The sequence below is a fragment of the Brevibacillus fluminis genome (genome assembly GCF_003710825.1).
Classification (GTDB): Bacteria; Bacillota; Bacilli; order Brevibacillales; family Brevibacillaceae; genus Brevibacillus_D; species Brevibacillus_D fluminis.
Window position 1 is genome coordinate 122,493 of the sequence record NZ_RHHQ01000022.1, and the last position, 13,929, is coordinate 136,421.

Consider the following 13,929-nt stretch of genomic DNA (forward strand, 5'->3'; position numbering starts at 1 on the left):
AGAGAGACTCCCGATTTGAATGTTAGTTACACTGGGTGTAGTCTGCCTTCTCATGCCTATTAGGGTGGGAAGGCTTTTTGTTTTGGCGCGTACGAGCGGTTTTGGGCAAGACGGGAAAGAGGTGCTTTCGTTTGCAAACCCAAACACAACCTATCACCACAACAGAGCTGAAAAAACGTAAACAGCAGAAGCAGCCGGTCGCTGTCTTGACCGCGTATGATTATCCGACAGCGAAGATTGTGGATGCGGCAGGTGTCGATGTGATTTTGGTAGGGGATTCTCTCGGCATGGTGGTGCTGGGGTACGAATCAACCGTTCCAGTCACAATGGAGGACATGCTCCATCATGCCAAGGCGGTCACCCGTGCTGCCAAACGGGCATTGGTTGTAGTGGACATGCCGTTCTTGAGCTACCACGGCAGTCTTGATGACGCGGTGAAAAATGCAGGACGACTCATGCAGGAAGGGCTGGCAAAAGCGGTGAAACTGGAGGGGGGAGCGGAGCTTGCTCCGCTTGTCCAACGATTGACACAGGCAGGCATCCCTGTGATGGGCCATATCGGCCTCACACCACAGTCGGTCCATCAATTGGGTGGATATAAGGTACAGGGTAAGGATCGGGAGCAAGCACAAAAATTGCTGACCGATGCACAAGCGTTGGCAGATGCCGGGGCGTTTGCAATTGTACTGGAGTGCGTGCCGCAGGAGGTTGCCCAAATGGTGACCGATCGCATCGAAATACCGACGATCGGTATCGGGGCAGGTGCTGGCTGTGACGGTCAGGTGCTGGTATTACATGATATTCTGCAATTCGCATCTTCTCTTTCGCCCAAATTTGTCAAGCAATATGCCAGCATCGGCAGCATGATCGAACAAGCGGTTGCCCAGTACGTAAACGAAGTGAGGACAAGGGCGTTTCCTGCTGATGAACATGTATTTCACGCGAGCGAAGAGACCATCGCACAACTTTACGGAGAGGTGACCAAGCCATGAATCAAACAATTGTCCAATGTGATGCGATCCAATCGCTGCGCGATTATTTGCAGCCTTTGCGCCGTGAGGGAAAGCGCATCGGGTTTGTACCGACGATGGGCTATTTGCATGCGGGACATGCCAGCTTGGTCAGTCGGGCCAAACAGGAGTGCGATGTCGTGGTCCTGAGCATTTTCGTCAATCCGCTGCAATTCGGCCCCAATGAAGATTTCAGCCGCTATCCGCGGGATTTGCAGCGTGACAAAGAGATCGCGGCACAAGCGGGCGTTTCCGTTTTGTTTACGCCATCGGTGGAGGAAATGTATCCTCAGAAAATATTGACCACCGTCTCGGTCGCACAGGTTACGGAGCCATTGTGCGGCAGGTCCCGCCCTGGACATTTTGATGGCGTGGCGACCGTTGTCAGCAAGCTCTTCCATATCGTTGGCCCGGATGCTGCCTATTTCGGCGAGAAGGACGCGCAGCAGCTGGCGGTCATCGAGCAGATGGTGACGGACTTGTCCATGCCTGTTACGATTGTGCCGTGTCCGATCGTCCGGGAGCAGGACGGACTGGCCATGAGCTCGCGCAATGTGTACTTGTCGGCGGAAGAACGGGACCAAGCGCTTGTTTTGTCGCAAAGCCTGCAAAAGGCTCGGGAAGCGATCGAAATCGGCGAAACGAGCGCAGCGACGATACGGGATGGGATTGTCCGCATGATTGAAGCAAAGCCGCTAGCTGTTATCGATTACGTGGAAGTGATGGAATACCCGGCGTTGAAAACGGTCGAAACGCTCGAATCCGGCCAGCGGATTTGCGTCGCACTTGCGGTTGCATTCGGAAAAACGCGCCTTCTGGACAATCTGATTATGCGGATTTCCTAGCGGGAAACGGGCCCGGAATACGTGAAATGAATAGAGCCACCCTGCTTGAGAGAGAATGAATGGTATCATGTAGCTCTTGAGGGGGTGGTTTCCCTATGTATATAGATGAGTGGTTTCAATCCTTGACACAGCGAATCAGGGCGATCGAGAACGAGTGGCAGACAGCAACGGAAACCCGCAAGCAGGAGCTGCTGTCCAAGCTGTGGGAGCTGCGCAACGCAAGCGATTCGGTCGTCGACCTGTGGCTGCAGTATGAGGAAAAATTGTCACATGTGATGAAGCATATCACCGGGGAGCTTGCGGCTGAGCAGCTGCAGGCTTCGTTGGGGGGACAGTCCACGTCCGCTTATACAGGAACCTTGAAGGCTGGGGGCAAAGAAGCTTCTGGCGCGTCAGGGCTTGCCTTGAACCAAAAAAGCGCCAAGTCCGACCCAGCCAGCAATGCCAAAGACGGTTCCGATGATGAAGATGCGATGATTCGTTATCGCAAAGGAGAAGGGTTTTTCCACCTGCGCCTGTATGAGAATGCGCGCGGATATTTTCGCGAACTGGTAGCAGAGGCGCCAGATTGGGAGACGGGTCGATTATACTACGCGTATAGCCTGTTGTTTTGCGAAGATCGCGAGGAGGCAATGCGTGAGTTCAGGCTGATTGGCAAGACGGCCGCATCAAAGAACGTGGCGGCGATCAGCTACAATGCAATAGGCTGCATGTTGGCTGAAGAGGAAAAGTGGCTGGAAGCGCGCCAGGCGTTTTGTGAAACATTGGCTCATCAGCCAGCAAATACGCAGGCGATGTACAACATGGCGCTTACGCATTTGCGCGACGATGAGCCGGAGGAAGCGATTGAAATCCTTGATCTGTATTTGAGCAGTATGCCGGACGACTGGGAGGCACATGTCGCATGGTTGCACGCTGCCAAGAGTATCGCAGCCAAGGAAACCGCGTGGATCAAAGAGACGCCGCCGGGCTTGCAGCTGCCGATCCGTCAGCTTGATGCTTCCGTTTTGTATGAGATCGCACTGTTTTTTGAGTCGAATGGGCAAAATCAGCGTGCGTATCATTGCTATCGTCATTTGACGGAGCGTTTTCCCGCCGATGATGTCGCCTGGCATGGGATGGCGTGGAACGTTTGGTTGTTGCATGGGGCTGAACGCGCCTTGCCGCTATTGAAAAAGGTGATTTCGCTTGCCCCACATAAGCTCGACTATTTGTTTAGCTATGGGTGGCTCTTGCTGTTTAATGGCGAAGAGAGTCGGGCCGCAAGTGCGTTTCGGTTCATGCTGACAAAAGATGTGTCGAATCATCTGGCAAAAGCGGGCTTAATCGTTGCGAGCGAACGGCTCGGGGATTATCCGCTCGCTGAAATGCTCGCTGACTCATTGCGCAGCCACAATGAAGCGTATTTGCGCGCTCTCGGCAATTACCACTTGGGGCGGCTCGCGGCCATTCAAGAGCAATGGAACAATGCGGAAGCGTATTTCGACCAGGCTCTGGAAATACCGGAAGCCAGTCTGTTCCTTACAATCGTCCGGAATATGCAGGAAGCAGGCGACATGGCAAATAGCAAGCAGGAGTATCAAGCTCCGATGCCGAATGTGACGATACACTGAATTGGTTTTGTAGAAGGTGATGAATTGGAGCAGTTTTGTATTGTTGATTTTGAGACAACCGGCGGAAGCCCGCGCCAGGGCGACGCTATTATTCAAATTGGAGCCGTGACGATCGATCACGGACAAATTACGAACCGATATGCAACGTTCGTCAAACCGGAGCAGCCGATTCCTGCGTTCATCACATCGCTGACCGGCATCACGGATGAAATGGTCGCCGATGCACCGACGCTGGATGAAGCGCTGCCCGGTTTGTTGCGGTTATTGAAGGGGCGCGTGTTTGTCGCACATAATGCCTCATTTGATTTACAATTTCTGCAAGAAGCCCTGCTGAGTCAGGGCTATTATACGTTTGACGGAAACGTGATCGATACGGTGGAGCTGGCACGGATGCTGCTTCCGATTCAGGGAAGCTACCGTTTGACAGAGCTCGCGGACGATCTGGAAATTTCACACGATAACCCGCACCAGGCAGATAGCGATGCACAGGCGACGGCACAGCTGTTTTTGCATCTGCTGCAAATACTTGACGATCTGCCGCTGGTGGTCATCCAGCGCCTGCAAATGCTCGTACACACGTTCCGCAGCGATATAACGGCACTTTTGCGATATGTGGAGATGGAAAAGCTAGCAGATCTGTCCGATGAGCAAGCTCCCGATCCGAAATGGGACATTTACCGACAATTCGCATTGAAGAAGCGTTTCCCACTTACTTCCAGTCCTGCTTCCGGAGCAGTTGGGATGACTCACAACTTGGAGGAAGTGCTGGCAGGTTCGCTGGGGGATTATCAGCAGCGTGATGCGCAGCAGGAGATGATTCAGTCGATTCAGTCTGCCATGGAAGATGGTGTCCACCTGTTGGTGGAAGCTGGAACCGGAACAGGGAAATCGCTGGCGTATTTGCTGCCAAGCATTGTCTGGGCCAAGCAAAACCAGGAAAAAGTATTGGTTAGCACCCATACGATCACACTGCAGGAGCAACTATTTCAAAAGGAAATACCCGCCTTGCAAAAGGCGCTTCCGTTTTCGTTTACCGCTGCCCAGATGAAGGGCCGTGGGAACTATTTGTGCCTGCGCAAATTCGAGCAAAATATTAATGAAGGCGCACAGGAATACTCGCATGAAATCCAGCTGGCCAAGGCGCAAATGGTGACGTGGCTGACGCAAACGGAATCCGGCGATGTGGAGGAGCTGCATCTGCCTCCTTCAGGGCAGCTATTTTGGCAGCAGGTAAAAAGCGATACCAACTCCTGCTTGAACCGTAAATGCCCATGGTTTTCCCGCTGCTATTACTTTCAAGCCAAAGAGCGCGCCCGTGAGGCGGAAATCGTGATCGTCAATCATGCGCTGCTCGTAAGCGATCTTGAAACCGAAAGCGGGATTTTACCGTCGTATCAAGTGGGGATCATTGACGAGGCCCATCAGCTTGAAGATGCCGCGACCCAACACATGGGGTTTCATTATTCGACCGTGCAGATGCTATTTTTGCTCGATCGGCTGGGAGCCGAAGCACCAGAACGGCTGTTGTCACAGCTCTTGACCGAGTTTGCCCAGTGGAAAGAGGAGGAGCGCTCGCTCACGGTAGAGCTCGGACGGCGATTTGACCGACTGCAGGTTGACCTGCGCGAAGCGGTTACAGAATGGTCGCAGCATGCGTATAACTACGCGGCAAAGCAGGCGAAAGAGATGAACGAGATTGGGCGCATCAGCGTCCGCTACAAAAAAGGCAAGTTTCAAGGCAAGCAAGCCAAAATTTTGCCTGCAGCTGAAAAAGTCATTGCGCTAACCCTCGATTACGCGAAGCTGATTGAGGAAACCGCAGTGCAAATGATACAGGGCGAGGAGCAAGTTCCGTTTGCGGTTAAAAGCTTGCTGACAGACGCGCGAGGGCTGTCGGATGATCTGAAAAAGGCGGCGGAGCTGATTCACGCGCTGTTTCTTGCCGACGACAAAGACTTTGTTTACTGGATGGAGCTGGAATCACGCACTTCGCGCAAATATGTGTATTTCACAGCGGCACCGCTCGACGTGTCCGTTCCGCTTAGCGAAAAGCTTTTCGCCGGGAAACGTAGTATGACGCTCACATCGGCAACACTGACCGTAAAAAACAGCTTTGATTACATGAAGGAACGGTACGGCCTGCAACAGCTGCCAAAGGAACGAGTGCGTACGCTTTCGCTACCGTCCCCGTTCGACTATGAACATCAGGGGCTTGTGCTGATCCCGTCCGACTTCCCCCCATTCAATAAGGAAACGGAATCGCTTTATCTGGATGCGGTCATCCAGGGAAGTGTAGACGTAATTCGTGCCTCGCAAGGCCGGACGATGATCTTGTTCACATCGTATACGATGCTGCGCCAAGTGTACGACGGACTCAAGCAATTGCTCGACGAAAACCAATTTACATTGCTTGGGCATGGCATCGACAGCTCAAATCGCAGCAAGCTGATTAAAAAGTTCAAGCAGAGCGAACGAGCTGTGCTTTTGGGTACAAGCAGCTTTTGGGAAGGAGTCGATATTGCGGGAGATGCGTTGAGCAGCCTGATCATTGTCCGCCTCCCGTTCGTACCGCCAAATCACCCGATTCTCGAGGCGCGTTCCGAAATGCTCAAAGATGCCGGAAAAAATGCGTTCATGTCGCTCCATTTGCCACATGCAGTCATTCGATTCAAGCAGGGCGTAGGCAGGCTGATCCGCCATCATCGCGACCGCGGTGTCATCGTGCTGTTTGATCCGCGCGTGATCGAGGCGAGATACGGGCGTGCGTTCCTGCAGTCCCTCCCGCCTTTTCAGAAGGAATCGGGTCCATGGATTCAATTGCGAGAGCGGATCGAGCCGTTTCTCGCGGGCGAAAGTTAGAGTGACAAGTTTGGACATTCATTCCATCCCGGACACATAAGATGAAGTAATAGTCTGGCATGGAAATAGGTGATACAATATATGGCGTGGTTTAACAGGACGGGCTTTCGAATGGCCGTGCTCTTGTTGCTGCTGCTTGTCCCTACAGGCTGCAACATTGATCATCACGTGCAAAAAACCATCAAAATTGACGATCCGAAAGCGAGTGAGAGCGAAGAGCAATTCCGCGGGCTCATCATCAATTTCTTTCAGCTGCCGGATGGCGAAAGCGCGCTCGTCCGACTCCCCAATGGCAAAACCATGCTGATTGATACGGGGTCAGAAAAAGATGCGCCGACAATCGTCAAAGAACTGGCTGCACGCAAAATTACCCGAATCGATTATGTAGTGATCACAAATGACTTGCCGAACCATGCGGGTGGCTACGGGCAGCTTGCAAAGGCGCTCCAGATCGATAGCGTGCTGCTGCCAAAGCTCACCGCCTATACGATCAAACACGCTGTTCCGCTCGGGGACGTGAAGCAGATTCATTTGCTGGCGGCGGGCGATACACTGACGCTGGATCAGGGGATATCCCTGTTCGTGCTCAATCCGACCGACAATTTGCATCTCGCCCCGCAGGACAACTCGCTGGTGTTCCAGTTGACGCACAAAAAAATGCATTTTCTGTTCACAAGCGGCATCGGCCAAACGGCGGAGGAACAGTTGCTCATCCGTTACAAGGAACATCTGCCCTCCGAAATTTTAAAAGTCGGGGAGCAGGGCAGCAACCAAAGTACCTCACAGCCGTTTTTGCAGGCTGTCGATCCGCAGGTGGCGGTGATCCAAACGGGTAAATCGCTGTCTGACATAAAAAATGACGAAGCGGAGACGCTCGAGCGTTTGCACGAGTCATGGACGGAAACGTATTTGACAAGCCAAAACGGGACCATTACGATCTTTTCTAGCGGAGACGATTATCGTGTGAAGAGAGACAAAAAAGGGAAGGGGACGAGGGAGTAGGCATGAAGCAAGCCAAAATCTCAGAAGCGGTTGTTAAACGGCTCCCGATTTATTTGCGTTATCTGCTCCACATGCAGCAGATGCAGATTCATACCGTTTCCTCGCAGCATATCGGCAAGGTGCTCGACCTGAATCCGGCGCAAATACGCAAAGATCTCGCCTCTTTTGGTGAGTTCGGAAAAAAAGGGATCGGCTATGATGTAGATTATTTGGTGGAGAAAATACGCCATATTTTGAAGCTGGATCGAGAAATCGCCGTTGTTTTGGTGGGGGCAGGCCATCTCGGGCATGCAATCAGCAATTACAACGCGTATTTGAAAGATAATATGCGCATTGCCGCGATTTTTGATGCTGATCCGGCAAAGCTTGGCACACAGATCGCCGGGATTGCGATCCAACCGCTGGAGGAATTGAGTGAGACGATCGCAACCAGAAATATTCGCTTGGCCATTATTACGGTACCCGCTCCTGCAGCACAAAAAGTCGCTGACCAATTGATTGCCGCGGGAATCGAAGGTATTCTTAACTTTGCACCGATCAGCATTCGCACCGATCGCGATGTCAAAATTTACAATGCAGACGTAACGTCCAGTCTGCAAAGTCTGGCTTTTTATTTGAATGAAAAAAAAGAGATTACATAGAAGGAGCGAGCTGCAGCTATGAAAACAATTGTCATCCATGGAACCGTTTTGACGGTTAATGTACAAAACGAGGTCATTTTCGACGGGGCGATCGCCTACGAAAACGGCAAACTGACATATGTAGGACCGACTCCTATTGACCTAAGCAGCTACGATGAAGTCATCGATGCTAAAGGTAAATACATTATGCCGGGCTTGGTGAATACACACGGTCACTTGGGCATGTCCCTTCTGCGCGGTTATTCGGATGATACTCCATTGCAGCAATGGCTGGAAGAAAAAATGTGGCCGCTCGAAGGCCAGTTTACCGGGGAACACGTGAAGTGGGGCTCCAGCCTGTCCATCATCGAAATGATTCGCACAGGGACAACCACATTCGTGGACATGTACGACCATATGGATGAAGTGGCGAAGTTAGTCGTAGAGACCGGTCAGCGTGCAGCTCTTTGCCGCGGGATGATCGGTCTGTGCTCGGAAGAAGAGCGCAAGCAAAAGCTGGCGGATTCCGTCGCATTTTCGCGTGAATGGCACAATCAAGCGGATGGCCGCATCACTGTCATGATGGCTCCGCATGCACCGTATACATGCTCGCCTGAATTCATTCAACAAATTTTGGATAAAGCCGAAGAACTGAACTTGCCGATGCATATCCACATGTCCGAAACCCAATGGGAAGTGGCGCAAAACGTGCAAGATTATGGCGTTCGCCCGGTTGCCCACCTGGAAAACCTCGGTGTATTCAACCGTCCGACATTGGTGGCGCATGCGGTTCATTTGACGGATGAAGAGATCGACATCTTGGCAAAATATGATGTGAAGGTATCGCACAATATCGTCAGCAACCTGAAGCTGGCGAGCGGTGTCGCACCGGTCCCGAAAATGCTGGAAAAAGGGGTAAGCGTCTCGCTTGGAACCGACAGCACAGCGAGCAATAACAATCTGAATTTGTTCGAGGAGCTGAAGCTGGCTGCCATTCTCCACAAAGGAGTGACGTTCGATCCGATCGTCGTACCGGCAGAAGTAGCGCTGCGCATGGCAACCATCAATGGAGCGGACGGTGTGTTCCAAAAAGATCAGCTCGGCTCGCTTGAGGTGGGTAAGGCTGCTGACTTCATCATGCTTGATGCCAATCAGGCGCATTATCATCCTGCACACAATCCGATTTCGCACGTCGTCTATGCCGGCAATGGGCGCGACGTGACTGATACGGTCGTAGCGGGTAAATTTTTGATGAGAAACCGCGAGCTTTTGACAATCGACGAAGAGCGAGCGATTTTTGAAGCGAACCGGATGTTCAATCTGCTGAAGCGATAAGAAAAAAAAGACTCCTGGCGTTTTACGAGAACGTCAGGAGCGTCAAGGGTTGGAGTGTAGGGTTAGGTAGAGGTATTTTGAGATACACAAGCGCAAGCGACGTGAGACAGTTCTTCTTGGGGCCATATTTCCGTGAGTGGGGTATGGCGGAAGGAGAACGCGGTCTCTCTGGAAACCTGCCTAAGCGGTGAAGACAATCCAGCCCAGGAGACGCGGTACTCCTTTATCAGTAGCTCCAAAGCGTCTGGTGAAGTCGGAGTACTTACGTGGTTCACGCGCTCACCTCCTTGGGGGGTGTACATGTAGTATGACCACGGCTTGATCCACTATGTTTAGTAACTTTTCCACCCCGTTCTAAAACCTTCCCGTATAACATACGATGTAGGAAAAACGGCGGGGTGGGACAAGTATGTACATCAAGCGGGAAGAATTATGGTGGACATTGCCGATATTGATCGCCCTCTTCTTATTGGGCGGCAGTATTGCCAAGCTCCAGGAAGGTAAAAAATCGACGACGCCGACGATCGCTGCGCGCGAGGTTGCGCCGAGTGACTTACATATGCAGCGTGAGTTGACGAGACAGCTGTTGGCGCAACTGACGCCGGACAAGCAGTCACCGCTTTCCGTAGAAACGGACGGGCTGTTGTGGACCGGCCATTTTCAGAAGGACAGCATCGAGATTTCAACCAAACAGGATGGGAAAAAGCTGGTGATGCTGCGGGCGGACGGAGCGTTTCATTTTCAGGTAGATGGGCAGACACAGGATGCGCAAGCGCTGCCGTACTCGCTATTTACGCCATTTGAGCATGCCCGGCTGCTGGATAAAGAGTTAAACGGCCTGGTGCCCAAACAGCTCTCAGACGCAGCTTCAGGCTGGAAGGGCTATCAGTTGGCGATGTCTGCCGACGAGCTGAAAAAAGAAATGTCCGCTTGGTTAGGTCCGACTTTTACGGAGGCGGAAATTGCCGACGCGCTCAAGCAGACAAAGATCGTCTATGAACTGTGGTATGAACCAACGCAGAAGAAGCTGAAACAGTTTACTATGGCGATCATTGGTCCGAATGAACAACAAGGAAGCCATTCGAAAAAGGAGCAGGTGACATTCCGCTTCTGAATCGGTAGTACTTATTGGGTGCTCTTACCTGTTCTTGCCCGATTTATGATTTTATGTAAAGGAGTAGCAGCTCGTGTATGTACGCATCCTATTGATTGTCGTCGCCGTGATTGTGCTGATCGGCGGTTTTTCTTCACACTTGTTATACAGCGTGGTGGCGGAAAAGCGCGATTTCGAGCAAGCAGCACGCGATTGGGCATTAGCCAATACATCGATTACGCAAGTAGAAGAAGTGTATGAATATAGAGGCACGACAACATGTACCGTCGTGATCGGAAAAAATCAGCAAGGCACCCAGGCGATCGCCTGGAAAACGAAGGATTCCACGTTTTTTGATACGATGGATGGCAAATTGACGAAGGAAAGCGTTGCGGAAGCAGTGACGAAGCATTTCCCAAACGACCAGGTCGTGCACATTGTGCCTGGCATTGAGGACAAAAAGCCGTTTTGGGAAGCTGTCCTGAAAAACCCGAACGGTGATTACTCCTATCTGTACTATGATTTTTCGACCGGCCAAGTGACTAAATCATTTACCATCCATCCGCCAGCAAAAACATAGAATACAGGGGGAGAGCAGATTGTCGATCATTCGAAACATCTATTGCGTAGGCCGAAACTATTCTCAGCATGCAGCGGAATTGGGGAATGACGTACCGACGTCACCGATGTTTTTTTCCAAGCCGACGCATGCGCTCGTCGAAGCGACTGGACAAGCCATCTCGCTGCCAGGCAATCGCGGCGACGTTCATTATGAAGCCGAATTCGTGATCCGTATTGGCAAGCCGTATGCCGTGGGGATGAAGGCAGAGGATGTCATCGATGCGATCGGGTTGGGCATTGATTTTACGTTGCGCGATGTGCAAAGCGAATTGAAGAAGAAGGGACATCCGTGGTTGTTGGCCAAAGGCTTCCCTAACTCAGCGGTAATTACGCGGATGCTGCCGTTTCCTGGAATGGACGTATGTGAGCGAACTGAATTTTCTCTGTTAATCAATGGCGAGCGCGTTCAGCATGCAACGATCCGCGAGATGATTTTTGATTTGCAGACGATTTTGGATTTTGCAGCGACTCATTATGGTATTGGTGAAGGCGACCTCATCTATACTGGAACACCGGCAGGCGTCGGGGCTTCTGCACACGGCGACCGGATGCAGCTGTTCTGGGGCGATGAGCTGCTGGGTGAATGCACGCTTCACATGGAAAACTAGAGGCACGAATGAAAAGACTCGTGGGGGAAACCCTGCGAGTTTTTTGCGGCTCCGCCAAAAAGTATGGCGTAGCCAGGTTTTCTAAGGATGTGCCACCCAGCTTTTCCATGTCAACAACTACCTTTCATTTTTGCTAGGTCGACATGCTATACTTTCCTCATGACAGATAGCAAATAGCTGTAGCAGCAAAGGGGGAGTAAGTGTTGACATTACGTAGATTACCGATCATGCTTTCCTTTCTTGTGACAATGGTCTTGTTGTTTGGCGGCTGGTATCTTTATCAGCAAATGGAGGTTAAAGAACCGCTGAAAACTGAAGTGCAGCAGATGACCTCCGCAACGCTGACAGACCTGAAAGTTGCAAAAGATCAAGTGATTGTTAAATTACACGTGACCAATCCGGACACGTTTCCGCAAGAATATCGCCAATTGCAAAAAGAATTGCAAGCATACAGCAATGGCCGTGAGATCGACGTTGAGGTGACCAACCAAGGCGAGCAGTTGAAAAAGATTTGGACGGATGGCCAGTTTGCCATCAATGAGGCGATCGAGCTGCATGAATACAGCAAGATCCCGCAGCTTGTAGCAGAGTGGAAGCAGACGTACAAGCTTGATTCTGCGGTTGCCAAAATGGATGATTCGACGATTTACATTTACATGAAGAACGGCAAGCAAGACTTTTACGCGATGCTGCCGCGCACCGCAACTACTGGGGAGGTGACGCTTCATGTCTAAAGAAATGCTCTATGGCGTGATTCCGGCGCTGTTGATTTTTCTGGTTTTCCTTGGTGTTAACATTACACCGTTTTTATTGTTTGGCGCCGTATTAGCTGGGTTGTTCTTTGTGATGAAGCGCCAAGGCAACATGGGCTTTGGCAATAAAGCGAAGGCAGGCGCGCATGCAGTGCCGAAGTCGAGCATCCAGTTTGTCGACATCGGCGGGCAGCAGCGGGCGAAAACGGAGCTAAAGGAAGCGCTCGATTTTTTGATCTACAAAGATAAAATTGAACAGTATGGCATTCGTCCGATCAAAGGCGTGCTGCTCACTGGACCGCCCGGAACCGGGAAAACGTTGATGGCGAAAGCAGCTGCCAACTACACCAATTCTGCGTTCGTAGCAGCGTCCGGTGCATCGTTTGTCGAGATGTACGTCGGGGTCGGTGCGCAGCGCCTGCGCGATTTATTTAAAGAAGTGCGCCAGCTTGCGGAGAAGAACGGGCAAGATAGCGGGATCATCTTCATTGATGAGATCGACGTCATCGGTGGAAAGCGCGATGGCCAGCAGCAGCGCGAATACGATCAGACGCTGAACCAGCTCTTGACCGAAATGGACGGCATTGCGACAAAGGATAAGCCGCGTATTTTGGTGATCGCTGCGACCAACCGCAAAGACATGCTCGATTCTGCCCTTCTGCGTCCAGGTCGTTTTGACCGACACATTACGGTTGACTTGCCGGACAAAGGCGCGCGCGAACAGATTATGACCATTCATACGGCGAAAAAGCCGTTGGCGTCCGATGTTGATCTCGAACGCGTCGCACAGGAAACATTCGGGTTTTCCGGAGCGCAGCTGGAAAGCGTCGCGAACGAAGCAGCTATTTACGCGATGCGCGATGAATGCGAAAAAATTGAGATGCGCCATTTTTCGTACGCAGTCGATAAAGTTATGATGGGTGAAAAAGTGGACCGCGAAGCGTCTACTGAAGAGAAAAAGCGGGTCGCACTGCATGAGCTCGGCCATGCGATCGTCAGCGAACGTGTGCGCCCTGGCTCTGTGTCTCAGGTGACGCTTAGCCCGCGCGGACAGGCGCTTGGGTATGTGCGCCAAAATCCGATGGAAGACCGTTATCTCTATACCAAAGATGCGCTTGAACAACAGATTATGGTTTGCTTGGGCGGCGCCGTCGCGGAAGAGATTTATTATGGCGGCCGCAGCACAGGCTCGAAAAACGACTTTGAACAAGCACTGGGCATGGCCCAGGAGATTGTCAATAGCGGAATGTCCTCGATGGGCATCATCCATCCGCAGTATGTAGACAAAAGCAAGGTGCATGATGAGGTAAACAGCATTTTGAGCCGTCTGGTAGACAAAACACGTGAGCTGCTCGGTAAGCACGACGAGGTTTTCCAGCAAAGCTTACAACAGCTGCTGGATCAGGAAGTCGTGCATGGTGACCAGTTCCGAGTTATGTTAGAGTCAATGGTACCGGTTCAAGAATTGGTGGGCTAAACGCCCATCTTTTTTTATGCAAAAAATGCGGTTTGTTTTTTCAAGCGATTTTAAAGCGGGTCCGTCCTTCGTTAGGGCCGCTTTTTTTACATCT

Annotated in this window: 12 protein-coding genes; all 12 read left to right on the forward strand. The window is 51.6% G+C overall.

The annotated features are described in order from the left end of the window. Positions 1-131 precede the first annotated feature (131 nt). The 12 genes from panB to EDM56_RS25505 all read left to right on the forward strand — a co-directional run bounded on the left by panB (position 132) and on the right by EDM56_RS25505 (position 13,835). On the forward strand, positions 132-992 hold the full coding sequence (panB, locus tag EDM56_RS25450) for a 3-methyl-2-oxobutanoate hydroxymethyltransferase (protein WP_122920749.1): 861 nt from the start codon (positions 132-134) through the stop codon (positions 990-992). Beyond that, the gene (gene panC / locus EDM56_RS25455; protein ID WP_122920750.1) at positions 989-1,855 is read left to right on the forward strand and encodes a pantoate--beta-alanine ligase; all 867 of its coding nucleotides are present in this window, start codon (positions 989-991) and stop codon (positions 1,853-1,855) included. Before panB ends, panC begins: the two co-directional genes overlap by 4 nt. 95 nt (positions 1,856-1,950) lie before the next feature. Beyond that, the gene (locus tag EDM56_RS25460; protein ID WP_122920751.1) at positions 1,951-3,468 is read left to right on the forward strand and encodes a tetratricopeptide repeat protein; all 1,518 of its coding nucleotides are present in this window, start codon (positions 1,951-1,953) and stop codon (positions 3,466-3,468) included. Between the two features lie 24 nt (positions 3,469-3,492). Then, complete coding sequence (dinG, locus tag EDM56_RS25465) at positions 3,493-6,327, forward strand: ATP-dependent DNA helicase DinG (protein ID WP_122920752.1); 2,835 nt, start codon at positions 3,493-3,495, stop codon at positions 6,325-6,327. An 81-nt stretch (positions 6,328-6,408) separates the two neighbouring features. Continuing rightward, entirely contained in the window at positions 6,409-7,329 is a 921-nt protein-coding gene (locus EDM56_RS25470) for a ComEC/Rec2 family competence protein (protein ID WP_122920753.1), read from the forward strand. A 2-nt stretch (positions 7,330-7,331) separates the two neighbouring features. Next, a complete protein-coding gene (locus EDM56_RS25475; RefSeq protein WP_122920754.1) occupies positions 7,332-7,970 on the forward strand; it encodes a redox-sensing transcriptional repressor Rex in 639 nt (212 codons plus the stop codon). 18 nt (positions 7,971-7,988) lie between these two features. Next, on the forward strand, positions 7,989-9,284 hold the full coding sequence (locus EDM56_RS25480) for an amidohydrolase (protein ID WP_122920755.1): 1,296 nt from the start codon (positions 7,989-7,991) through the stop codon (positions 9,282-9,284). A 409-nt stretch (positions 9,285-9,693) separates the two neighbouring features. Further along, complete coding sequence (locus tag EDM56_RS25485; protein WP_122920756.1) at positions 9,694-10,398, forward strand: hypothetical protein; 705 nt, start codon at positions 9,694-9,696, stop codon at positions 10,396-10,398. Between the two features lie 73 nt (positions 10,399-10,471). After that, on the forward strand, positions 10,472-10,957 hold the full coding sequence (locus EDM56_RS25490) for a cell wall elongation regulator TseB-like domain-containing protein (protein WP_122920757.1): 486 nt from the start codon (positions 10,472-10,474) through the stop codon (positions 10,955-10,957). A 19-nt stretch (positions 10,958-10,976) separates the two neighbouring features. After that, complete coding sequence (locus tag EDM56_RS25495; protein ID WP_122920758.1) at positions 10,977-11,606, forward strand: fumarylacetoacetate hydrolase family protein; 630 nt, start codon at positions 10,977-10,979, stop codon at positions 11,604-11,606. A 203-nt stretch (positions 11,607-11,809) separates the two neighbouring features. Then, complete coding sequence (locus tag EDM56_RS25500; protein ID WP_148040416.1) at positions 11,810-12,340, forward strand: hypothetical protein; 531 nt, start codon at positions 11,810-11,812, stop codon at positions 12,338-12,340. After that, on the forward strand, positions 12,333-13,835 hold the full coding sequence (locus EDM56_RS25505) for an AAA family ATPase (protein ID WP_122920760.1): 1,503 nt from the start codon (positions 12,333-12,335) through the stop codon (positions 13,833-13,835). Before EDM56_RS25500 ends, EDM56_RS25505 begins: the two co-directional genes overlap by 8 nt. Positions 13,836-13,929 lie beyond the last annotated feature (94 nt).

Coding starts and splice junctions, on each gene's coding strand:
- EDM56_RS25460 (WP_122920751.1), top strand. CDS start 1,951: ATGTATATAGATGAGTGGTTTCAATCCTTGACACAGCGAATCAGGGCG.
- panC (WP_122920750.1), top strand. CDS start 989: ATGAATCAAACAATTGTCCAATGTGATGCGATCCAATCGCTGCGCGAT.
- EDM56_RS25470 (WP_122920753.1), top strand. CDS start 6,409: ATGGCGTGGTTTAACAGGACGGGCTTTCGAATGGCCGTGCTCTTGTTG.
- EDM56_RS25505 (WP_122920760.1), top strand. CDS start 12,333: ATGTCTAAAGAAATGCTCTATGGCGTGATTCCGGCGCTGTTGATTTTT.
- EDM56_RS25475 (WP_122920754.1), top strand. CDS start 7,332: ATGAAGCAAGCCAAAATCTCAGAAGCGGTTGTTAAACGGCTCCCGATT.
- EDM56_RS25480 (WP_122920755.1), top strand. CDS start 7,989: ATGAAAACAATTGTCATCCATGGAACCGTTTTGACGGTTAATGTACAA.
- EDM56_RS25485 (WP_122920756.1), top strand. CDS start 9,694: ATGTACATCAAGCGGGAAGAATTATGGTGGACATTGCCGATATTGATC.